The organism is Streptomyces sp. NPDC057099 (assembly GCF_042671245.1).
Classification (GTDB): domain Bacteria; phylum Actinomycetota; class Actinomycetes; order Streptomycetales; family Streptomycetaceae; genus Streptomyces; species Streptomyces purpurascens.
This window is the reverse complement of record NZ_JBHUTX010000017.1, coordinates 52,162-73,285: the sequence shown is the minus strand read 5'-3', so window position 1 is coordinate 73,285 and position 21,124 is coordinate 52,162. Positions and strand designations below refer to the sequence as shown.

The 21,124-nt window shown below is 72.0% G+C and carries 17 protein-coding genes and 1 pseudogene; 9 read left to right on the top strand and 9 right to left on the bottom strand.

The window, feature by feature from the left end; all coding sequences use genetic code 11:
* Positions 1–185: 185 nt before the first annotated feature.
* Positions 186–1,091, bottom strand: a complete 906-nt coding sequence (locus ACFT4A_RS22145; protein ID WP_215122398.1) for a S1 family peptidase — start codon at positions 1,089–1,091, stop codon at positions 186–188.
* Between the two features lie 187 nt (positions 1,092–1,278).
* Positions 1,279–2,481, bottom strand: coding sequence for a DUF5685 family protein (locus ACFT4A_RS22140; protein ID WP_382832626.1), 1,203 nt, complete (start codon positions 2,479–2,481; stop codon positions 1,279–1,281).
* 289 nt (positions 2,482–2,770) lie between these two features.
* On the opposite strand from ACFT4A_RS22140, the gene ACFT4A_RS22135 reads away from it, so the two are divergent.
* Positions 2,771–3,208 carry a cell division protein SepF gene (locus ACFT4A_RS22135; RefSeq protein WP_184597617.1) on the top strand — a complete coding sequence of 146 codons (438 nt, stop codon included), beginning with the start codon at positions 2,771–2,773 and terminating at the stop codon, positions 3,206–3,208.
* 51 nt (positions 3,209–3,259) lie between these two features.
* On the opposite strand, the gene ACFT4A_RS22130 is transcribed toward ACFT4A_RS22135, so the two are convergent.
* Complete coding sequence (locus tag ACFT4A_RS22130) at positions 3,260–4,450, bottom strand: acyl-CoA dehydrogenase family protein (RefSeq protein ID WP_382832624.1); 1,191 nt, start codon at positions 4,448–4,450, stop codon at positions 3,260–3,262.
* A 641-nt stretch (positions 4,451–5,091) separates the two neighbouring features.
* Entirely contained in the window at positions 5,092–6,699 is a 1,608-nt protein-coding gene (locus ACFT4A_RS22125; protein ID WP_382832623.1) for an MFS transporter, read from the bottom strand.
* Between the two features lie 273 nt (positions 6,700–6,972).
* Here ACFT4A_RS22125 and ACFT4A_RS22120 point away from each other — a divergent pair, with 273 nt between their 5' ends.
* Complete coding sequence (locus ACFT4A_RS22120; RefSeq protein ID WP_382832621.1) at positions 6,973–8,211, top strand: glycosyltransferase family 39 protein; 1,239 nt, start codon at positions 6,973–6,975, stop codon at positions 8,209–8,211.
* 227 nt (positions 8,212–8,438) lie between these two features.
* Entirely contained in the window at positions 8,439–9,422 is a 984-nt protein-coding gene (locus ACFT4A_RS22115) for a phosphatase PAP2 family protein (protein WP_382832619.1), read from the top strand.
* Positions 9,423–9,474: 52 nt separating this feature from the next.
* On the opposite strand, the gene ACFT4A_RS22110 is transcribed toward ACFT4A_RS22115, so the two are convergent.
* The gene (locus tag ACFT4A_RS22110; protein ID WP_184597626.1) at positions 9,475–9,690 is read right to left on the bottom strand and encodes an I78 family peptidase inhibitor; all 216 of its coding nucleotides are present in this window, start codon (positions 9,688–9,690) and stop codon (positions 9,475–9,477) included.
* A 404-nt stretch (positions 9,691–10,094) separates the two neighbouring features.
* Here ACFT4A_RS22110 and ctaD point away from each other — a divergent pair.
* Positions 10,095–11,621, top strand: a pseudogene (gene ctaD / locus ACFT4A_RS22105) (cytochrome c oxidase subunit I); the annotation flags it as partial.
* Positions 11,622–11,664: 43 nt separating this feature from the next.
* Here the strand turns inward: ctaD and ACFT4A_RS22100 are convergent.
* From ACFT4A_RS22100 to ACFT4A_RS22090, 3 genes are all read right to left on the bottom strand, one after another.
* Positions 11,665–12,705 (bottom strand): helix-turn-helix transcriptional regulator, encoded by a 1,041-nt coding sequence (locus tag ACFT4A_RS22100; protein WP_382832617.1) that lies wholly within the window; start codon positions 12,703–12,705, stop codon positions 11,665–11,667.
* Between the two features lie 89 nt (positions 12,706–12,794).
* Positions 12,795–14,081, bottom strand: a complete 1,287-nt coding sequence (locus ACFT4A_RS22095; protein WP_382832616.1) for an ABC transporter substrate-binding protein — start codon at positions 14,079–14,081, stop codon at positions 12,795–12,797.
* On the bottom strand, positions 14,056–14,619 hold the full coding sequence (locus ACFT4A_RS22090; protein WP_382832614.1) for a hypothetical protein: 564 nt from the start codon (positions 14,617–14,619) through the stop codon (positions 14,056–14,058). Before ACFT4A_RS22090 ends, ACFT4A_RS22095 begins: the two co-directional genes overlap by 26 nt.
* A gap of 139 nt (positions 14,620–14,758) precedes the next feature.
* On the opposite strand from ACFT4A_RS22090, the gene ACFT4A_RS22085 reads away from it, so the two are divergent.
* The 3 genes from ACFT4A_RS22085 to ACFT4A_RS22075 are packed head-to-tail and all read left to right on the top strand — an operon-like array spanning position 14,759 to position 18,573.
* On the top strand, positions 14,759–15,244 hold the full coding sequence (locus ACFT4A_RS22085; RefSeq protein WP_382832612.1) for a hypothetical protein: 486 nt from the start codon (positions 14,759–14,761) through the stop codon (positions 15,242–15,244).
* Between the two features lie 9 nt (positions 15,245–15,253).
* Positions 15,254–17,935, top strand: coding sequence for an ATP-binding cassette domain-containing protein (locus ACFT4A_RS22080; RefSeq protein ID WP_382832610.1), 2,682 nt, complete (start codon positions 15,254–15,256; stop codon positions 17,933–17,935).
* Positions 17,932–18,573, top strand: a complete 642-nt coding sequence (locus ACFT4A_RS22075; RefSeq protein ID WP_382832608.1) for an ATP-binding cassette domain-containing protein — start codon at positions 17,932–17,934, stop codon at positions 18,571–18,573. Before ACFT4A_RS22080 ends, ACFT4A_RS22075 begins: the two co-directional genes overlap by 4 nt.
* An 81-nt stretch (positions 18,574–18,654) precedes the next feature.
* Here ACFT4A_RS22075 and ACFT4A_RS22070 read toward each other — a convergent pair whose 3' ends face one another.
* Positions 18,655–19,293 carry a transglycosylase family protein gene (locus tag ACFT4A_RS22070; RefSeq protein WP_382832607.1) on the bottom strand — a complete coding sequence of 213 codons (639 nt, stop codon included), beginning with the start codon at positions 19,291–19,293 and terminating at the stop codon, positions 18,655–18,657.
* Between the two features lie 543 nt (positions 19,294–19,836).
* Between ACFT4A_RS22070 and ACFT4A_RS22065 the strand changes: the two genes are divergently transcribed.
* Both ACFT4A_RS22065 and ACFT4A_RS22060 read left to right on the top strand, forming a co-directional pair.
* Positions 19,837–20,619 (top strand): hypothetical protein, encoded by a 783-nt coding sequence (locus ACFT4A_RS22065; RefSeq protein ID WP_382832605.1) that lies wholly within the window; start codon positions 19,837–19,839, stop codon positions 20,617–20,619.
* A gap of 86 nt (positions 20,620–20,705) precedes the next feature.
* Complete coding sequence (locus ACFT4A_RS22060; protein WP_382832604.1) at positions 20,706–21,095, top strand: hypothetical protein; 390 nt, start codon at positions 20,706–20,708, stop codon at positions 21,093–21,095.
* Positions 21,096–21,124: the final 29 nt, after the last annotated feature.

Here is a 21,124-nt window from a genome sequence, read left to right as displayed (position 1 = left end):
TGGCTGAAAATCGCCCAACCAACCGCCCCCAATCGGCATCCGAGGGGCGGACATTGACACATCTTTACGTGCACTCTCCATAAGCCATGACAAGAAGCCACAAACCGCCCCAGCCGACAAAGGAAAGCCCCCGCACGCATTGCGTGCGGGGGCACAGAACGCTGCCTGCTGCTGCCCGGTAGGGCCTAGTACACGCTGACCCCGTAGGCGCTCAGGGCCTCCGTGACGGGCTGGAAGAACGTCGTACCACCGGAGGAGCAGTTGCCGCTGCCGCCGGAGGTCAGACCGTACGCGGTGCCGTTGCTGCCGTAGAGCGAGCCGCCGGAGTCGCCGGGCTCGGCGCAGACCGTGGTCTGGATCAGGCCGGAGACGATGTCGCCGCCGCCGTAGTTGACGGTGGCGTTGAGGGCGGTGACCCGGCCGCTGTGCGTACCGGTCGTGGAGCCGTCGCGGATGACGGTGGTGCCCACGCTCGGGGTGGCCGCGCGCGTGATGTCCACGCCGTTCGCGGTGCCGGGCCGCGCGACGGACCCGCTGTAGCGCACCAGGCCGTAGTCGTTGCCCGGGAAGCTGGAGCCGGCGGTGGAGCCGATGACCGTGGTGCGGCCGGAGTTGGAGTACCAGGTGCCCGCGCCGTCGGTGCAGTGACCGGCGGTCAGGAAGAACTGCTGGCCGCTGCTGTTCTGGACGTTGAAGCCGAGGGAGCAGCGCCAGCTACTCGCATAGATGGCGTCGCCGCCCTGGATGAGCTTGTTGAACTGGCCGGGGGTGCGCTTGATCGTGAGCGCGTCGGCGTTGGCGCCGGCCTGCTGCTTGATCTTCGCGATCTCGGCCTGGGTGACCGTGCTGTCGACGGTGACGAGCACACGGTCGGTCTTGCTGTCGACGGCCCAGGCGGTGCCCGGGATGTCGGCCTTCAGGATCGAGCCGCTCGCACTCTTGAGCTCGGCGGCGCTGAAGGTGGTGGGGGTGTCGGACGCGTTCGCGCTGGGGATCGCGATCGCTGCGGCGGCGACGAGGCCGGTGGAAACGGCGATCAGCCGGGTCCGTCTCGAGATGCCGCTGCGGGGGGTGGTGCGCTTGATCCTCACTTTTCGTTCCTCCACAGGGGAAGTAGGGGGCCCTCGTGGGGTCTCGGGCCCGTGAGGCGCAGCCCGGGACCGCGCGTCCGGTTCCCGAACACGCCGTGCCCCTGACAAGCGCTGTGGGGGAGTATTCGGCCGAACGGCCGGTAGGCGCAAGAGGGCCTTTCAGCCGTCAACCTTTCCTGACAGCGCCTCAGCAGTTGCAGCCGCAGTCGCAGCCGTCGCAGCCGCAGTTGTCACAGCAGTTGCCGCAACAGTCGCAGCAGCTGCAGCAGTCCCCGCATCCGCTGCAGTCGCAGTTGCCGCACTGCCCTTCCTTGCGCTCGCCCGTCCACGGGTCCTGGTACGTGCCGCAGCACATCTGACACGTACAGGCGAGTCCGAGCCACACCGCGCACCCGGCGAGCAGCCCGCGCCGGTTGCCGCGCGGCGGCTCCGGCGGCGGAGCGCCGGGACCGCCCGGTGCGCCGGTACCGGGCGGCGCATGGGGGCCGGCCGCCTCGGGAGCGGCGGTGTGAGCACAGGCGGCCGTACCGAAGGCGCGGTCGACGGAGGTGCGCAGCTCATGCACGAGGAGCCGGTGCACCAACCGCCCGTCGGTGAACTCCGCCTCCCGCAGCGCCAGCCGGATGCCGTGCACCGCGTCGTCGGCGAGCCGCCGGGCCTCCGGGAGAGAGGTGCCGGTCGCGGTGATCGGGTTCCAGGCGCCTGACGCGGCGTCAGCGTGCCGGTCCTCCACGGCGTCCAGCAGGTGGGCGAGGCGCCCGAAGAGCCGTCCGGCCTCGGCGAGCGGCCCGGCGTTGTGCGGCCGGCCGGCGAGGACCGTCGTGTGCGCGAAGGCGGCGGCGGTCGCGGTCTCGGTCGGTTCGGTCACCGTCAGGATCGGCGTCCCGAGCCCGGCGAGCGCCTCGATGCCGCCCTGCCGGTCCACGGCATCGACCAGGACGGCCGTGTCGAACCCGACGGCGGAGCCGGTCCGTGCCCCGGCCCGGTCCCAGCCCTTCGCGACCCGGCGCGCGGCGCGCGCCACCGGCGCCCGGGCCAGCAGCCCGTCTCCGTCGGCGACATGGTCGCGCACCTTGGCGGAGGCGAGCACCAGCGACACGGCCGCAGCGAGCCGCGCTCCCTCACCGTGCGCGACGGACGCGGTGCGCATCCCGCGCAGCGGACAGGGACCCGCCGTACGCCGTCCCACACCACTCGACGCGCCGGTCGCGAGGCCCGTCTGAGCCTCCGTCAATACAGAGACGAGAAGCCCGTCATAGTTCGTGACGATCCGCGCGAGCTGCCCGTGGTCCCCGCGCAACGCGAGACACAGCCCACACAAATGCGCCATCCAGTGGGCGGTGAGACTCTCACCGAGTCGATGCCGACAGGGCCTGACCATTCCGAACACGACGTTCCCCCGCGCTCCGTACGACGTTTGAGCGCCGCATGATATCGGCCAACCCGTTCACCCGTACGCACTGTCCATCACCCAAACGCCGTGAAGAATCATATTTCACTCACAGTCAGCAGTCGTTTACGACAAGGCCCTTGGGAAACACGGACTCTCGACGGAATCGCTGTGCACCAGTACCGTCACAAACCCCCCGTGCGGCGTCTATCCACTTGGCGCGCCATCCGCATCATGGACGACCATAGGGATGCGGAAAGCAGAAAGACCGCTGTGAGAGGAGGCGTCCATGGGATCGGTACGCAAGGCAAGTGCCTGGCTTGGCCTCGTCGACGACAACGAAGACGAGCGTTACTACGACGACGACTACTCCGACGGGACCGAGTCCGGGGAGGCCTGGGTCACCGATCCGCGTGTCAAGGTGGCCTCGGACGTCGCCGAGGAGAGAGGCCGCCGCATCGGCACGGTGACCCCGGACAGCTTCCGGGACGCCCGCGCCATCGGTGAGCTGTTCCGCGAGGGCGTGCCGGTCATCATGAACCTCACGGCCATGGACGCCGCCGACGCCAAGCGCGTGGTCGACTTCGCGGCCGGGCTGATCTTCGGGCTGCGGGGTTCGATCGAACGGGTGTCGACGCGGGTGTTCCTGTTGACCCCCGCCAACACGGAGATCGTGAACGGCGACCCGGCCGGGCACCGCACGGACGGCTTCTTCAACCAGAGCTGAGGCAGGGCCGCTCACCGGCCCTGCCCCCGCGCAGGGTTCACCGGACGGCGTCTAGCGAAAGGCGTCGAGTCCGGTGAGCGCCTTGCCCAGCACGAGCTGGTGCATCTCGACGGTGCCCTCGTAGGTGAGCACCGATTCGAGGTTGGTCGCGTGCCGCATCACGGGGTATTCGAGCGAGATCCCGTTGGCGCCGAGAATGGTGCGGGCCGTGCGGCAGATCTCGATCGCTTCCCGGACGTTGTTGAGCTTGCCGAAGCTGACCTGCTCGGGACGCAGGCGGCCGGCGTCCATACGCCGCCCCAGATGATGGGCGAGCAGAATCCCCTTGTGCAGTTCGACCGCCATGTCGGCGAGTTTGGCCTGGGTGAGCTGGAAGCCGCCGATGGGCCGCCCGAACTGCTCCCGCGACTTCGCGTAGTCGACCGCGGCCTCGAACGAACTGCGGGCCGCGCCCATGGCGCCCCAGACGATTCCGTACCGGGCGTGGGACAGACAGCTGAGCGGTCCGCGCAGGCCGGTGCCCTCCGGGAGTACGGCGTCGGCGGGCAGTCGTACGTCGTCGAGGACGAGTTCGCTGGTCACCGAGGCGCGCAGGGACCACTTGTGCTTGATCTCCGGCGCGGAGAACCCGCTGCTGCCGGCCGGCACGACGAACCCTCGGATCCCGTCCTCGGTCTGCGCCCATACGACGGCGACACCGGCGACCGAGCCGTTGGTGATCCACATCTTGCGCCCGTTGAGCACCCAGTCGGAGCCGTCGCGCTTGGCGTACGTCCGCATGGAGGCGGGGTCGGAGCCGTGGTCGGGCTCGGTGAGCCCGAAACAGCCGATGACCTCGCCGGAGGCCATCCTCGGCAGCCACTCCTGCTTCTGCGCCTCGCTCCCGAAGCGGTGGATGGCGTACATGGCGAGGGAGCCCTGCACCGAGACGAGGGAACGGATGCCGGAGTCGGCGGCCTCCAGTTCCAGGCAGGCGAGCCCGTACTGCACGGCGGAGGCGCCGGCGCACCCGTATCCGCTCAGCGACATCCCGAGCGCGCCGAGCCCGCCGAGCTCCCTCGCCAGCTCCCTGATCTCGGGCAGCTCCCCCTTCTCGTACCAGTCGGCCACATACGGCAGCACCCGGTCCGCGGCCCAGGCCCTGACCGTGTCCCTGATGCCGAGGTCCTCCGGATCCAGCAGGTCGTCAAGACCGAGCGGGTCACCGGGGTCGAAGGGAGGAATCCTGGACGACTCGGACATGCTGACACCCTCCGAAGCTCTTTAACTAGCACCGCTAATCAAGACGCTACGACGCCTGCCCACCCACGCACCACCCGTAGCTCCCAACTGAGGGGTCGAGGTCGCCGGCGGGGGCCAAGCACCATCGGCGCCCGCGGCCCCGATTCCTACGATCCACCAAGCACCAACGGCAGGGCCAGCAAGCCTCCAGCTCAGACATTCCCCCGGGCGCAGCCCGGGACCACCGACTCCGCACCACCGGGGCAAAGAGCTACCGGGGACCGGCCACCGGGCGGCGGGGCCACCAGGGTGCGGGCGCTGCGGGGCCACCAGGTCACCGCACCACCAGGCTGCGAGGCCATCAGGGTGCGGGGGGTGCAGGCTACCTGGCCGCCGCACCACCGGGCTGCGGAGCCACCGGGCTACGGAGCCACCGGGCTACGGAGCCACCGGGGCGCCGGGCCGCCACACCACCGAGTTGCGGGCCACCTGGCCGCCTCACCACCGGCCCCCGGCCCCCGGCCACCACAGCGGCAAGCCCTCCGGACCCAGCCCCCAATGCCCTCACCCAAGACCACCCGCAAGCCGCCGACGGCGCCCCGCCCCCACGGGCGACCCGGACCCCTCGGTCGGCAGTTACGGGCGGTGCGTGGGTGGGCGATTCACACCGAGACGCGCGACTCCGTCGCGTCCCTCTGGGCGGGTACCTCCACCGCACCCGCCTCCTCCTCACACTGCATGGTCCGCGGCAACCGCAACGCCATCACCGCGCCGAGCAGCAACAACCCCGCACTCACCAGCAACGTCACATGCAGCCCGTGCACGAACGCGTCCCGGGCGGCATGCCGCAGAGCGGCCCCGGCCGCCCCGCCCAGCTGCGCGGCGACCTCGTAGGCCTCCCCCAGCGAATGCCCCGCCGAGGAGGACGCCGACTCCGGCACCCCCGACACACCCGACAGTCCAGGCGCGTACGCCGCGTTCATCACGCTGCCGAGCAACGCGATCCCGATCCCGGCCCCGAGCTGGTACGACGTCTCACCGATCGCCGCGGCCCCACCCGCCTGCTCCTGCGGCGCCTCGCTCAGCATCGACTCGTACGCCCCGAACAGCGTCGTCTCCAGCCCGAAGCCCAGCAGCACGAACGCGGCCAGCATCAGCGGCCAGTCGTCCGTCCGGCCCAGCGCCGTCAGCAGCAGCACCGCGACGGCCGTGAGGCAGAACCCGACGCTCACCATCCGCCGCGGCCCGAACCGCCGCAGCATCCGCGCACCGGCCAGCCCGGCCGCCATCGCGGCGAACGTCAGCGGCAACAGCCGCAGCCCCGTCTCCAGGGGCGACAGCGCCAGCACCAGCTGGAGGTACTGCGCCGCGATCAGCTCGAGGCCGACCAAGGCCAGCATCGCCAGCACGATGCAGCCGACGGACGTACTGAACGCCGGCCGCGCGAACATCTTCAGATCGACCAGCGGATGCGCCCGCCGCCTCTGCCGTCGTACGAACGCCACCAGCAGCCCCGCGCCCGCCACCAACGGCAGCACGGTGAGCAGGCTCTCCACCGGCTCCCCGCCGCCGAGTCTCTTGACGCCCAGCACCATGCCGAACAGCCCGGCCGCCGCCATCAGGGCCCCGACGACGTCCCAGGGACCGGTGCCGTCGCCCTTCGACTCGGGCAGCAGCAGCCGCCCCACCGGAAGGCTGACCAGCATCAACGGAATGTTGACGAGAAAGACCGAACCCCACCAGAAGTGCTCCAGCAGGAAGCCGCCCAGCAGCGGCCCGACCGCCGCGCCCACCGCGGCCACGGCGCTCCAGATACCGATCGCGAGCGCCCGTTCACGCCGGTCCGGGAAGACCTGGCGCAGGATCGACAGGGTCGCGGGCATGATCATCGCGCCGCCCACACCGAGCAGCGCCCGCGCCACGATCAGTACCGGGGCGTTGTCCGCCAGGGCCGCCATCCCGGAGGCCACGCCGAACAGCGCGTACCCGAGGAGCAGGACCCTTCGGCGGCCGACGCGGTCGCCCAGCGTGCCGAACAGGATCAGCAGCGAGGCGCAGACCAGCGGGTAGATGTCGACGATCCAGAGCAGCTCGATGCCGCCGGGCCTCAGATCCTCGGTGACGGCGGGGACGGCTACATGGAGCACGGTGGCGTCCACGGCGACCAGCAGCAGGCTGACGCAGAGGACGACGAGAACCACCCAGCGGTTGGCACCGGCCCCGGCCGCCCGACGGCGCAGCGCAGCGGCGGCCGTGGTCGTCCCGGACATGTACGTACCTCCCAGATGTTCCTCGCGATCGGCGGGCTCACGGGGTGGGGGACGCCCCCGCGACTCGGCCGGAGAGGAGCGGTGGTCTCCGGCCCGCGCAAACGAAAAGCGAGTGACACGTCAGCGTACGCGAGTCCCCGCCGGAGCCTAGTGGCGGACCTCTCACAGTTCCGGCCGAACGATGTGGCGTACGCCACTCCCCGCCGCCCCCCCTCTGTCTCGACCACGCCCCGGCCGGCCGCCCGGTTCCGCCCCGGGTCGATAATCGGGCCCGTGACCGATCTCGAGACGCGCGTGACCCCGTCGTCCCGCGCCGGGGCGCTGCGCCGGGCGGCCCCGGCGCTGCTGGGGTACGCGGCCGTGCGTGCCCTGGGCCTCGTCGCCCTGGCCGTGTGGAGCGCGGCCCGGGACAAGAGCGCGTACACGCTGCTGACCGCCCGCTGGGACGCGCTCTGGTACACCCGGGTCGCCGAGCTCGGCTACGGCTACGAGGTGCGCCTGGCGAACGGGGACGTGCACTCGAATCTCGCGTTCTTCCCGCTGCTGCCCTGGCTGGAGCGGCTGGTGGCGGCGGTGTCCCCGCTGTCGTACGCGGACGGGGGTTTCCTCGTCAGTCTGCTCGCCTCGCTCGCCGCGGCCTGGGGGATCTTCGCGGTGGCCGACCATGTGTACGGCCGCCGGGCCGGGGTGTGCGCGGTGCTGCTGTGGGCCGTCCTCCCGGTCGGGATCGTGCAGTCGATGGCGTACAGCGAGTCCCTCTTCACGGCGCTCGCCGCGTGGGCGCTGTACGCGGTCCTGACCGGCCGCTGGCCGGTGGCGGGCGTGCTGGCCCTGCTGGCGGGGCTGACCCGTCCGGTGGGGTTGGCGGTGGTGGCTGCGGTGTGGGTGACGGCCCTTGCCTCTTTCGTGCGGGACCGACGCGCGGGCGAGCCGGACGGCGCACGGATCACGCCAAGCGCCCCCACTCCCGCCCCCGCTCCCACTTCCGCTTCCATCTCCCTCCACGCCTCCCCCGACGCCTCTCGCGTCCTCGGCATGCTCCTGGCCCCCCTCGGCACCGCCGCCTACGTGCTGTGGGTCGGCCACCACACCGGCAAGGGGCCGCTCGGCTATCTCGACGTGCAGGCCGGGTGGCGCAACGGCTTCGACGGCGGTTACGCCTTCGCCCGCTTCGTCGCCGAAAAGTTCACGTCGTTCCCCTCGGCCCTGGCCGGCGTCGGGCTGATCGTCGGGGTCGCGTCAGTCGTCTGGCTGTATGTGGTCGGGGTACGTCAGCGCCAGCCGCTGCCGCTGCTGGTCTACACCGGGGTCGTCACCGCGCTCGCGCTCTGCGCGTCGAGCTACTTCGGCTCGAAACCGCGCCTGCTGGTGCCCGCCTTCCCCCTGCTGCTGCCCCTTGCACTGGCCCTGGCCCGGCTGCGTACGCGCAGGTCAGCGCTGGTGCTCGGGTCCGTCGCCGTGGCCTCCGCGGTGTACGGGGCGTTCTGGCTGAACGGCTCCGGTCCGCCCTGACCCGCTGTGAGCGCAGGGGGAATTCCGCGCCATGCTCCGGTGAACGAATTCAAAAGCGCAATAAAACCCCCATCCGGAATGATCAAAGGAATTGAAGGCCGCAGCGGCCGACGATTGCAGATTCGGTGGAAATAAACCTCCTCCTGAGAGGAATCCCACATCACATCGTCATCACAAAGCCGTTGATTCGCCCGGGATCAGAGCTCACTCGCTGTAACGTCGATTGGGTGCGTACCGAACCGAAGCTCACCCGTCTGGACCGGGTGTTCGCCCGGCTGGATCGTGAGCCGGAACGACCCGCCCACATCGATGTGCCGAAGATGAGCAGGCACCGCATCGTGCTCGTCGCCGCCACCGCGGCGTTCTACGGCGCGATCGTGTGGGCTGTGGTGATCACGTCCTGGCTGGTCCGGCTCGACTGGCAGGTCATGTTCTTCCGGCCGTACCAGCAGTGGTCGGAGATCCACTGGTTCGTCGACTACTACGTGGTGCTCGGCCAGCGCGGCCCGACCGCGGTGATGGTCTCGGCCTGGCTGGGCTGGCGCTCCTGGCGGCAGCACACCCTGCGTCCGCTGCTCGCCCTCGGCGTCTCACTGCTGCTGCTGAACATCACGGTCGGCGCCGCCAAGTACGGCATGGGCCGCCTGGGGCCGCACTACGCGACCATCATCGGCTCGAACGAGATGGGCCTGGGCGGCGATATATTTCCGAGCGGTCACACCGCGAACGCCGTGGTGACCTGGGGAATCCTGGCCTATCTGGCCTCCACCCCCAGAGCGCGCCGCTGGCTGTCCGCCGTGTCCGCCGTGACCTCGCTCGGGGTCGGGCTGGCCACCGTCTACCTCGGTACGCACTGGCTGAGCGATGTGCTCCTCGGCTGGGTCGCGGGCCTGCTGATCATGCTCGCCCTGCCCTGGTTCGAGCCGCTGATCGCCCGTGCCGAGGCCAGGATCTTCGACCTGCGCGACCGCTGGCGGTCCCGCCGGAGCGGTACGGCCTCCGCCCCGGTCAGCGCGCCGCCCGTGGTGGTCACGCCGCTGCCCGCCGACCGGGAGGACGTCGCGGCCCGTACGCCCCGGGCCCCGGCCTATCTGGCCCCGGGTCCGCACACGGCCCGCTCGGAGCGCACCCCGGTCACCCCGGCCGGCAGCCGCCGACCACCGCACCCGGAGCGGCACCCGCGCGGCTCGACCTCCTCGGCCCACCCCTGACGGGCACACGAAGGCCCCGGTTCCGGAGCGGAACCGGGGCCTTCGCCGTGTCTCAGCCCTTCCAGGCGCGCGCCACGCGGCCGCCCTTCACCTCGAAGTTCAGCCGTCCCACGCGGTACTCCATCGTGATGATCGCCCCCGGCGGCAACGAGCGCACCGTCGGCCAGCCGCGCTCACGCGCGAGGTGTTCGGCCCGGTCGGCCGCCAGGCCGACATAGGTGTCCGGGCTGTCGTCGGGTTCCGCGGAAGGTGTCGGAATCGGTGCCATGCCGCCACGCTACCTCCGGTGGCTGTCCGGCCCCGGTCACACTTCTGTCACAAGATCACGACAGCCGTTTCCCGCGATGTCCGTCACACGGACGAGCGGTTCCGTAGGCCTTCTGTAGGCCTTCCGCAGGCATTCGATCGTAATTCCCGCGTGTCACATGAGCTCATGGAAAAGCCCGGCGGAAAGTGCCGGGAGAAGTACCCCCGGAGCTCCATTCCATTCCGGCGCCGCCATCGGTCCGGCCGAGCCGGCGCCGCACAGGAAATGCGTGGATCGGGCACGGAGAGGCCGATACGCCCCTGTCGGAGCGCGCGGTGACCCGAGCATCATGACGTGAGCTCGCGGGCACGTACGGCGCGGGCTTCGGCGGGCCCGGTACGCGATGGCGAAGGGGCGAGCGAGCGATGGGGACGCAGACCGTACAGGCGACGGCGCCGACCGTTCCGAGGACGCGGCACGGGCGGGTGGTGGTCGACTGGCTGACGACGACGGACCACAAGAAGATCGGCCATCTCTACCTGATCACGTCGTTCCTCTTCTTCCTGGTCGCCGGTGTGATGGCGCTGCTGATGCGCGCCGAGCTGGCCCGCCCGGGACTCCAGATCATCGACAACACCCAGTTCAACCAGGCGTTCACGCTGCACGGCACGATCATGCTGCTGCTGTTCGCGACGCCGACCTTCGCGGGCTTCGCCAATGAGCTGATGCCGCTCCAGATCGGCGCGCCCGATGTCGCCTTCCCCCGGCTGAACATGCTCTCGTACTGGCTGTTCCTGTTCGGCGGGCTGATCGTGCTCGGCTCACTGCTGGTGCCCTCGGGGCCGGCGGACTTCGGGTGGACCGCCTACGCCCCGCTCAACAGCCTGGAGCGCACGCCGGGTCTCGGAGCCGATCTGTGGATCATGGGGCTGGCGCTGTCCGGCTTCGGCACGATCCTCGGCGCGGTCAACTTCATCACCACCATCATCGGGATGCGCGCCCCCGGGATGACGATGTTCCGGATGCCGATCTTCGTCTGGAACACGCTGTTCACGTCGATCCTGATCCTGATGGCGTTCCCGGTGCTGGCGGCGGCGCTGCTGGTGCTGGAGGCGGACCGGCGGTTCGGCGCGCAGGTCTTCGACGCGGCCAACGGCGGGGCGATCCTGTGGCAGCACCTGTTCTGGTTCTTCGGGCATCCCGAGGTGTACATCATCGCGCTGCCGTTCTTCGGGATCATCACGGAGATCATCCCGGTCTTCAGCCGCAAGCCGATGTTCGGCTATCTGACGCTGGTCGGCGCGACGATGGCGATCACGGGCCTCTCGGTGGTGGTGTGGGCGCACCACATGTTCGTCACCGGCGCGGTGCTGCTGCCGTTCTTCTCCTTCATGAGCTTCCTGATCGCGGTGCCGACGGGCGTGAAGTTCTTCAACTGGACCGGCACGATGCTCAAGGGCTCGCTGTCCTTCGAGACCCCGATGCTGTGGGCGACGGGCTTCCTGGTGACGTTCCTGTTCGGCGGGCTGACCGGGGTGATCCTGGCGTCGCCGCCGATGGACTTCCAGGTGACGGACTCGTACTTCGTGGTCGCGCACTTCCACTACGTCGTCTTCGGCACCGTCGTCTTCGCGATCTTCGGCGGGTTCTACTTCTGGTGGCCCAAGTTCACCGGGAAGATGCTCGACGAACGGCTCGGCAAGATCCAGTTCTGGGTGCTCTTCGTCGGCTTCCACACCACGTTCCTGGTGCAGCACTGGCTGGGCGCCGAGGGCATGCCCCGCCGGTACGCGGACTACCTGGCCGCGGACGGGTTCACCGCGCTCAACACCGTCTCGACGATCGGCGCGTTCCTGCTGGGCATGTCGACGCTGCCGTTCCTCTACAACGTGTGGAAGACCGCGAAGTACGGCGAGAAGGTCGAGGTCGACGACCCCTGGGGCTACGGCCGCTCCCTGGAGTGGGCGACGTCCTGCCCGCCGCCCCGGCACAATTTCACGGCGCTGCCCCGGATCCGGTCCGAGTCGCCGGCGTTCGACCTGCACCATCCGGAGTACGCGGCGGTGACTGCGCAGCCCGAGCCAAAGCGCCATCAAGCCGGTCGCGAGTCCTCCTGACCGCCTCGACCAGCTCCACCGGCTCCAGCACCTCGAACTCGAAGCCCAGCATCACCACGTGGATGACCATCACGTCGAGGCTCCCGGCGCCGCAGCGCAGCAGGCAGCTGTCGGGGCCCTCGGCCTCCAGTACCCCGGCGGAGGGTGAGATGTGGGCGGCGGCCTCCTCCAGGGGCGCCAGGAGCCGCACCACGGCGTGGGTGGCGTACACGCGCGTGGAGACGCCCTGGGAGACGTAGGCGGCGAGGTCCTCGGCGGGCGGCTCGCGCGGTACGAAGCGCGGGCCGTGCGGCGGCCTGGGCGTGACGCGGTCCACGCGGAAGGTGCGCCAGTCCTCCCGCTCCAGGTCCCAGGCGACCAGGTACCAGCGGCGCTCGGTGCACACCAGGCGGTGCGGTTCGACGCTGCGGCGGCTGAGGGTGCCGTCGTGGCCGCGGTACTCGAAGCGCAGCCGCTCGGCGTCCCGGCAGAGGTGGGCGAGTTCGGTCAGCACGACGGGGTCGACGGCGTCGGGCACGGGGCCGCGCAGCATCGGCACGGTGAAGGCGTTGAGGGCGCCCACCCGGCGGCGCAGCCGGTTCGGCAGCACCTGTTCCAGCTTGGCGAGGGCCCGTACGGAGGTCTCGCCGATGCCCTCGATGCCCTGCCCGGCGGCCGTGCGCAGCCCGACCGCCACGGCCACGGCCTCGTCGTCGTCCAGCAGCAGCGGCGGCAGTTCGGCGCCGGCGCCCAGCTGGTAGCCGCCGCCCGTGCCGGGGCTGGCGTTGACCGGGTAGCCGAGCTCGCGCAGCCGGTCGACGTCGCGGCGCAGGGTGCGGGCGCTGACGCCGAGCCGCTCGGACAGGTCGGCGCCGGACCACTCGCGGTGGGCCTGGAGCAGGGACAGCAGACGCAGCAGGCGTGCCGAGGTCTCCAACATGGGGCGAGTCTGCCAGCCCTTGCGGACAACTTCTGTCCTCAAGGCCCTGCTGTCCTCAAGGCCCTGCTGTCCTCAAGGCCCTGCTGTCCTCAAGGCTCGTACGCCAGCTGCGGTACGTCGAAGCAGGTGCGGTTCATGTCGCCCTGGCCGACCCAGCCCTCGCCGTCCTGCCAGCGGGCCACCGACAGGCAGGTATCCCGGGTCTTCGGGGGCTCGGCGAGCCGCCTGAACTCGACGGGCAGGAGCAGTCCGCCCGCCGTGTAGCCCTGGCTGCGGTTCATGAACGCGTCGACGCACGCGCGCGTGACGCCGCTCTTCGCGCAGGACTTCGCCGCGTCCGTGAACCAGCGTGCGGCGGCCCATCCCTCCAGCTGCCACTGGGAGTGCGTCTCCAGGTCTTTCGTCGCCTCGCGGAACTCCCGTACGGCCGGGTGGCCGGTGTCGTCGAAGTCGCGGCTCGCGCCGGTCGCCCAGAGGGCGTTGCGGCAGCGCGGGGCGTCCTCGTAGTCGTCGGGGACGGTGGACGTCCAGTTCTGCACGTTGGTCACCTTGGCGGTGACGTCGGTGCCGACCTGGTCCATGGCCTGGCAGAGCCGGGCGTTGCCGTGGCTGTCGATGGCGTCGAAGACCAGGTCGGCGCCCTGTTCCTTCAGATCGGCGGCGACGGCCCGGAAGTTGGGCAGGGCGAAGTCGACCTGCTCGGTGACGACCTTGTAGCCCTCGGCGCGCAGGCCCCGCTCGACGAGCCGGGCGTAGGCGGCGGAAGCGGACTGGTTGTAGGAGACGACGGCCGCGGTACGGGCGCCGTGCTCCCGTTTGAAGTAGCGGTAGACCTCGGTCCCCCCGTACAGCTTGCCGTCCCAGCCGGTGGTGCCGTCACGGGGCGCGAGGCTGCCGTAGATGCCGTAGAGGTGCGGGTAGGTGTCGTAGGCGCCGCCGATGGGCTGGCCGCCGATGTCGGGCACGCGCGCGCGGGAGACACGGGAGGCGCCCGCGTAGTCCAGGGCGGTGGTGGCGACCAGGGCGACGACGTCGTCCTCCTCGACCAGCTTGTGGACGCACTCGTTGTTGCCGACGCCGCTGCCGCCGTCGTCGCACAGGAGCACCTCGACGCGGCGGCCGTCGATGCCGCCGCGCGCGTTGAGCCGGTCGAACCAGGCCTTGGCGCCGTCGCGCGGGCCGGTGAAGGCGTTGCCGCCGACCGGGCTGGTGGCGCTGGTGATGATGCCGACCCGCAGGGACGCGGAGTCCCGGGGCGCCGGGGTGCGGTCGTCACGCTCGAAGTCGCTCTCCGGGAGCCGGCTGCCGCAGGCCGCGCTCAGGGCGAGCAGCAGCACCGCGGCGAGGATCTCAGCAGCCCGGGACCGGCGACCCATTGCCGCTCATCTGCACCAGCGAGCACAGCGTCTTGACGGACACCTTCCAGGTGCCGTCCTGCTCGACGGCCGTCCCGGAGGCGTCCGGCAGGGCGGTGGCCCCCTTCAGAGTGAGCGTGTACGTCACGTCCGCCCCGGTCGCCGAGGTGAACTCGACCTTGGTGACCTGCGCCTCGACCTGCCCGCCGCGTTCGTCACCGCTGAAGGCCTGCAGCACCGGGCCCATCCGGTCGCCGTTCTCCAGGACGGCCTGTTTGTCCTCGGTCGAGGTCTGCGGGTCGAAGAACGTCTCCCAGTTCTGCTTGATCTCCTTCTCGGCCGCGGTCCGGTCCGCCGGCGCGCTGGCCGGGGCGCTCGTGGTCCGCTCCGCGGTCGGTGTGGGCGGCGTGCTCTCGCTGCCGCCGCCGCTGTCGTCACTGCACGCCGCGAGGGCCGGGGCGAGGGCCAGGACCAGGGCGGCCGCGATCGCCGTACCCCGTCCCGCGGCTCGCGGGCCCTCTTTCGCTCTACCCCGCCTGAGGTCGCTGCCGAGAACCATCTGGCTCACCACCGGGTGTCGGTCCGGGCCATGTGCGCCCGGTGCTTTCAGGGTCAGCTTCCACGGGGCATAGTGCAAGCGATCGCCGGACTTGAACAGGCAGCCAGCACACAGCCGAACCGACGTGTGGGAGCCAGCGATGCGAACAAGCCGACTGCGGACCGTGCATCCCGTCCTGTGGACCGGCTGGGCCGCGCTGGCCGCGGGCGCGGTGCTGTGCGTCGTCGGCTGGTACGGCGTCTCCGGTGAGCGCTTCGCGGAACGGCAGCTGCCCTATCTCGCCTCCTGCACGGTCCCCGGCGCGGCGCTGATCGTCTCCGGGGCGGTGCTGCTGGCCCACGGCCGGGGCTCGATCGCCGCCGCGCGCGTGGAGGAGCTGTACGGCCTGCTGGTGGCCGCCGGACCCGACGGCCCGCAGGGGCGCACCGAGACCGGGCAGGCCTCGCTCGCGCCGCTCGCGGTCAGCGGCGAGCAGCTGATGGTGCCGGGCGGCACGCTGTGGCACCGCGCGGACTGTCCGCTGGTCGCGGGCAGGGCGGAGGCGGTCCCGGTGGACTCCGAGCTGGTGGCGAGCGGTGAACTGGGCCCCTGCCCGATCTGCGAGCCCACCGGGGAAACCGACTGAGCCCGGCCGATGTCCTCGCTGACGTACGACCTCACCCTGGCCGGTCTCTCGGTCGGCAGCGCGGCGGCGCTGACCGGGATCGGCCTGATCGTGACGTACCGCGCGACCGGCGTGCTCAACTTCGCGCACGGCGCGATCGCGATGGTGTGCGCGTATGTGCTGCGGCAGTGCGTGGTCGAGTGGGGCTGGCCGCTGTGGCTCGGGGCGACGGTGACCCTGCTGGTGCTGGCGCCGGGTCTGGGGGTCGTGCTGGAGCGGTTCGTCTTCCGGCCGCTGGCCGTCCTCGGGGGTGACCCGGCGCAGACGCTGGTGGCGTCCATCGGGGTGTTCGTGCTGCTGGTGGGCGGCGCGGCGCTGCTGTGGGGGCAGGGGGCGCGGGAGGACGCGCCGGAGCTGGTGCCGGACGAGCCGTGGGGGCAGCTGGCGGTGGTGCTGGTGCTGGCCGCCGGGGTCGCGGTGGTGGTCAGCCGGACGCGGTTCGGGCGGGAGCTGCGGGCGGTGGTCGACGACCGGCAGCTCGCCGTGCTGGGCGGCATCGACGCGGACCGGGTCGCGGCGGCGGGCTGGGCGTTCGGCTCCTTCACGGCCGGCCTGACGGGCGTGCTGCTGGCGCCGTACGTGCGTCTCGACCCGTACGGGCTGCCGCTGCTCGTGATGGAGGTCGTGGCGGTCGCGGTGGCGGCGCGGATGCGGAGCCTGCCGGTCGCGGTGGTGGTGGCGCTGGCCATCGGGGTGGCGCAGAGCCAGCTGACGCGGCTGCATCCCTCGGGCTGGGGTGAGCCGCTGCTCCAGGCCGTCGGCACGAACCTGTTCGTCGTCGCGCTGCTGATCGCGGCCCTGGTGCTGCCGGGCGTGGGCACCCGGGACGCGCTGCCGCGCACCGCCACCGCCCGGGTCCCGACACCGCCCGGCGCGTGGATCGTGGCGGCCGTGCTGTTCCTGCTGCCGCTGGGCCTGGCCGGCCGGGACCTGCACACCTCGGTCCAGGTGCCGGCGCTGGCCGTGATCCTGCTGTCCCTGGTGGTGGTCACCGGCCGGGGCGGCCAGATCTCGCTGGGGCAGGCGGCGTACGCGGGTCTGGGCGCCCTGTTCACCGCGCTGCTGGCGGCCGGCCGCTTCCCGGGGCTGCCCCGGCTGCCGGAGCTGGCGGCCCTCGCGGTGGCGGTGGTCCTGGTGGCGCCGCTCGGCCTGCTGACCGGCTGGCCGGCGATCGGCCGCCGGGGCCTGGCGCTGGCGCTCGCGACCTTCGCGGTCGGGGTGGGGGTGAGCCGCTTCGTCTTCGCCCAGCCGTACGCCACGTCGGGCCTGTCGCTGGGCCGCCCGGCGGGCTTCGACGGGGACCGTGCCTACTACGTCCTGGAGCTGCTCCTGCTGGCGGTCGCGCTGCTGGCGACGCACGCCCTGCGCCGGGGGCGGACGGGCCGGGCCCTCGCGGCCATGCGGGACCACGAGCGGGGCGCGCAGGCGGCGGGCGTCCGGGTGCCGTCCCTCAAACTGCTGGCCTTCGTCGCGGGCGCCGCGCTCGCCGCGCTGGGCGGCGGCATGCTCGGCATGGGCCTGCGCGCCTTCGACGCCGCCGCGTACGACCCGGTGCGCGGTCTGCTGTGGTTCGCGGCGGTCGTGGTGCTGGGCGCCGACAGCACCCTCGGCGCCCTCGCCGCCGCCGCCCTGCTGGTCGGCCTGGACGCGGGCACCCGGGGCGGTGTCGCCGCGGCGCTGATCGGCGTCCTCGCGATCCTCGTGGGCCGCTTCCCCGGCGGCCCCTACGAGGCCCTGCGCACGGCGGCGGAACGCCTGCGGTTGCGGCGGACCCCGGCCCTGACACCGCTGGGTGCCCGGGCCCGCGCGCTGCTGCGCCCGGCGGAACCACGGGCGGCCCGGCCGGCGCCGGTGCCCACGGGGGCGACGGCGACGGGTGCGGCCGGTACGGCACCCCACGACAGCGGCAGCCGGCCATCGGTGCCCCCGGACACCCCCACATCCCCCACCCCCGCCGCTCCCCTCCTCACCGCCCGCCGTCTCCACGCCCGCTACGGCGGCTTCACCGCGCTCGACGGAGTCGACCTGGACCTCTCCCCCGGCCGGATCACCGCCGTCGTGGGCCCCAACGGGGCCGGGAAGAGCACCCTGTTCCACTGTCTGGCCGGGACGCTGCGCCCCGCGCACGGAACCGTGGAGCTCGGCGGGCGGGACATCACCGCGCTGCCCGCCCACGCCCGGACCCGGCTCGGTGTCGCACGGACGTTCCAGCAACTGGCCGTCTTCCCGTCGCTGACCGTGGCCGAGAACGTCCGGGTGGGCGCCGAGCAGGGCCGGGTGACCGACCCGGGCGCGGTCGAGCGGACACTCAGGCTGCTCGGGCTGGACGGGCCGGTGCGTGCCCTGCCCGCCGCCGGGCTGCCCACCGGGACACTGCGCCGCGTGGAGCTGGCCCGGGTCCTCGCGGGCGGCCCCCGCGTCCTGCTGCTCGACGAGCCCGCCGCCGGCCTCGACAGCGCCGAAGTGGCCGCCCTGGCCCGGGTCCTGACGGCCCTGGCCGCCGACGGCACGGCCCTGCTCGTCGTCGAGCACGACCTGGACCTGGTCGCGGGACTCGCCGATGTCGTGCACGTGATGAACGCGGGCCGGATCGTCGCCTCCGGTCCGCCCGAGCGCGTCCTGGACGCCCTGGGAACGGCGGCCGGCCGATGACGACGATCTCCCTGCGCCACGCGCGCGTGCGCTACGGCCCCCTGGAGGCCCTGCACGGCGTCACCCTCGCGGCGCCCGGCCCCGGCCTCACCGTCCTGCTGGGCCGCAACGGCTCCGGCCGCACCACCGCCCTGCGCGCGCTGGCCGGCACCGTGCCCCTGTCGGGCGGGGCGGTGGTGTGGGACGGCGCCGACGTGACCCGCGTACCGGCCTACGAGCGGGCCCGGCGCGGGCTGTGCCTGGTGCCGGAGCGGCAGGCCGTGTTCGGCTCGCTCAGCGTGCGCGAGAACCTCGGACTCGCCGCCCCGGACCACGCCCCGGCCCTCGACGCCTATCCGCAGCTGCGTCCCCTGCTGGAGCGGCGCGCCGGCACCCTCTCCGGCGGGGAGCAGCGCATGCTCGCCCTGTCCCGGGCCCTGCTGGCACGCGCGCGCGTGGTGCTCGTCGACGAGCCCGCCCAGGGCATGTCGCCCGCGGTCGCGGCCCGGACGTACGAGCTGCTGAGCGCGCTCGACGCGTGCGTGGTGCTCGCCGAGCAGCGGCTGCCGCCCGATCTGCGGGACCGGCCGGCCATCGTCTACGAACTGCGCCGCGGGTCGGTCGTGTTCGCCGGGGAGGCGGGCGAGCTCAGGCGATGACCTGAGGCCTCGAACGCCCGGGGTCCCGCCCGGTCGAGCGACCGGACGGGACCCCGTGTCCCGGCGAGCGGGAGCAGCGGCTCAGATGTCGAGGCGCAGGCCGGGCACGATCATGTGCGGATCACCGCCGATGGCTGACTTGTTGGCGGCGTAGAGGCGCTGCCAGGTGGTCCCGTGCCGGGCGGCGACGCCGCTCAGCGTGTCGCCCTCGCGGACGGTGTAGTCGCCGCGGGACGTGCTGCGGTTCGGGTGCGGTGCGGAACGCTCCGGCGCCTTCCACTGCTTCTCCGGAGCGGGCTGGGAGGTGACCGGGTCGGCGGCGGAAGCCGCGGGTGCGCTTCCGCTCGCCCCGGCGCGAGCCGAGCAGGTCGGCCAGGCGCCCCAGCCCTGGGCGCGCTGGACCTTGGTGGCGACGGCGATCTGCTGGGACTTGCTCGCCTGGTCGGCGGTGGCCGCGTAGGCCGTGCCGCCGTAGGCGCTCCAGGTCGAGGGGGCGAACTGGAGTCCGCCGTGGTAGCCGTTGCCGGTGTTGATGTGCCAGTTGCCGCCGCTCTCGCACTGGGCGATGCGGTCCCACACTCCGCTGTCAGCCGCCGCGGCGTTGCCGGTCGCGGCCAGCAGTCCGAGGGGGGCGAGCAACGCCGCCCCGGCGAGGACCGCCGTCGTACGAACCGGGCTCTTCCGAGCGCTGTCGCGGGTGATATCGGCACATTCGGACATGTAGTTCCCTCTCGAAACACCCGGGGTCCCCCAAGGCGGAACGCCACTCCCCGCGCCATGGGGCACGTGGGTCGCGCTCGCCCCGCCCGCCGGTGGTGGTGCTGCGCGGTTCCGGAGAACCGTGCGGCCGGCGGACGTACCCGAGCGGTGCTCGCTGCACACGGCGGAGGAATCTAAGGAGTTGACGGCCTGTCATCAACCAGCGGCCCGTCACTCCAGGCCAGTTCACCGATACCTCGGGTAACGGCAATTTCCGGACACCCACTTCATTCCTGGATTTCATGATTTGTCGACCAACCGGCTTGGTGACGTGTGACCCACTTCACCACTTCAACGCCCTTTACAAACAAGGGACTTGACCGTGAGTGCGCGATTCCGTGCCGAACGTGACCCTGCGCGGCGGTTGGTTCGATTCCGTTCCCCCTGGGGCGTGACTCCCGCCACAGATCGCCCGTTGTCTTCTTCATGAGCCGGGGCCTACCCGGACCACGGGCCGGGAGCCACCCGGCTTTGCCACGCACCGCATCCCCGAGGGAGCCCCCCGTGCCGCGCATGCTCGACGTCAGCGACGAGGTACGCGCCGAGATCGGCGACGAAGAAGCAGACCGACTGCTCGCCGGAGAGACCGCCCCGGGCAGTTACGACTGCACGTCCTGCCGCACTCCGGGCGACTCCGAGCAGGAGCGCACCAGCACCGTCCTCTTCATCGGGGACGAGACCGCCGTCCTCGCCTTCGCCCACTCCGGCTGCCTGCCCTCACAGGTCGTCCAGGTGACCGAGGAGCAGCTCCGGGGCGCCGTGAAGTCCATCGCCGGCGACACCGGCGGCATGGTGTCCGACCAGACGGCTCCCGAGCCGGCGGTGCTCGGCGTGACCAGCGGGCTCGTCCTGATCGCCGGGGAACTGCACCCGGCCCTGGTGGTGGAGCCGACCGCGCCCGTCGCCCGGCCCGGCGCCACCGGCTCCGGCGACGACTTCCTGCCGCTGCTCACCGAGCAGGGCTTCATGCCGCTGGCCGACCTGTCCGCCGTACCGCCGGTGCTGCACGGCTGGTCGGTGCTGCTCGCCGTGGGCCAGCTGCACGCGGTGCTCCAGCCCGGCACCAACGGCGGACAGCCGGTGGCCTGGTGGCAGGCGCACCAGCCGCTCCAGGTGACCGACCCCTGGCGCGCGGCCGCCAACAAGCACCAGCAGGTGCTGATGTTCGCCGCGCCCGTCGGCTCGATCGGCCATCAGCCGCGCGAGGACCTGATGCGGGACGCCCTGGACAAGGCGGCGGCGACCGGAAAGCTGGTCGGCGCGGCCTTGCCGCTGGCCGGCATCTGAGCCCTCGGGTCACCCGCACGGCCCGCACCACCGCGAAAGCCGTACGCGGGCCGCATCCCTTGCCCCGCGGGGTCGTTTGGACATACGTGCACGCATACGACGTTTCACGCCGCCAGTCCTACTCGTCGATCCCCTCCGCGCGGTCGGCTCAGGACTCCCAGTGCGGCCCATCGGCCACGCCGATCTACGACGCGCTCTACGCCGAGTACGTCAAGTCCTTCCGCGCACTGCCCGGCGACCGCAGCGGCGAGGAAAAGCTGGGGTTCACCGCCTTCGGGACCATCCCGCACAGTACGAGCTCGTACAGCCATTCGTACGGCAGCTCGTACAGCGCGTACAGCGCGGGGGCCCAGAGCGCCCGGCATGCCGCGGGGCAGCAGCCGCACTGGCAGCGCGTCGGGACCGTCAGCGCACACGGCACGGCGATGCACTATGTGCCGGCCGCCCTGCCGCCGGTGCCACGAAGCGGCGTCTGAGCGCGCACCGAAACGGTGGAAGGGCGGCC

What these genes read in the sequence shown, in the direction of transcription:
- ACFT4A_RS22135 (WP_184597617.1), top strand. Translation starts at nt 2,771, where the DNA reads ATGGGATCGGTACGCAAGGCAAGTGCCTGGCTTGGCCTCGTCGACGAC.
- ACFT4A_RS22130 (WP_382832624.1), bottom strand. Translation starts at nt 4,450, where the DNA reads ATGTCCGAGTCGTCCAGGATTCCTCCCTTCGACCCCGGTGACCCGCTC.
- ACFT4A_RS22125 (WP_382832623.1), bottom strand. Translation starts at nt 6,699, where the DNA reads ATGTCCGGGACGACCACGGCCGCCGCTGCGCTGCGCCGTCGGGCGGCC.
- ACFT4A_RS22110 (WP_184597626.1), bottom strand. Translation starts at nt 9,690, where the DNA reads ATGGCACCGATTCCGACACCTTCCGCGGAACCCGACGACAGCCCGGAC.
- ACFT4A_RS22100 (WP_382832617.1), bottom strand. Translation starts at nt 12,705, where the DNA reads ATGTTGGAGACCTCGGCACGCCTGCTGCGTCTGCTGTCCCTGCTCCAG.
- ACFT4A_RS22095 (WP_382832616.1), bottom strand. Translation starts at nt 14,081, where the DNA reads ATGGGTCGCCGGTCCCGGGCTGCTGAGATCCTCGCCGCGGTGCTGCTG.
- ACFT4A_RS22090 (WP_382832614.1), bottom strand. Translation starts at nt 14,619, where the DNA reads ATGGTTCTCGGCAGCGACCTCAGGCGGGGTAGAGCGAAAGAGGGCCCG.
- ACFT4A_RS22085 (WP_382832612.1), top strand. Translation starts at nt 14,759, where the DNA reads ATGCGAACAAGCCGACTGCGGACCGTGCATCCCGTCCTGTGGACCGGC.
- ACFT4A_RS22080 (WP_382832610.1), top strand. Translation starts at nt 15,254, where the DNA reads ATGTCCTCGCTGACGTACGACCTCACCCTGGCCGGTCTCTCGGTCGGC.
- ACFT4A_RS22075 (WP_382832608.1), top strand. Translation starts at nt 17,932, where the DNA reads ATGACGACGATCTCCCTGCGCCACGCGCGCGTGCGCTACGGCCCCCTG.
- ACFT4A_RS22070 (WP_382832607.1), bottom strand. Translation starts at nt 19,293, where the DNA reads ATGTCCGAATGTGCCGATATCACCCGCGACAGCGCTCGGAAGAGCCCG.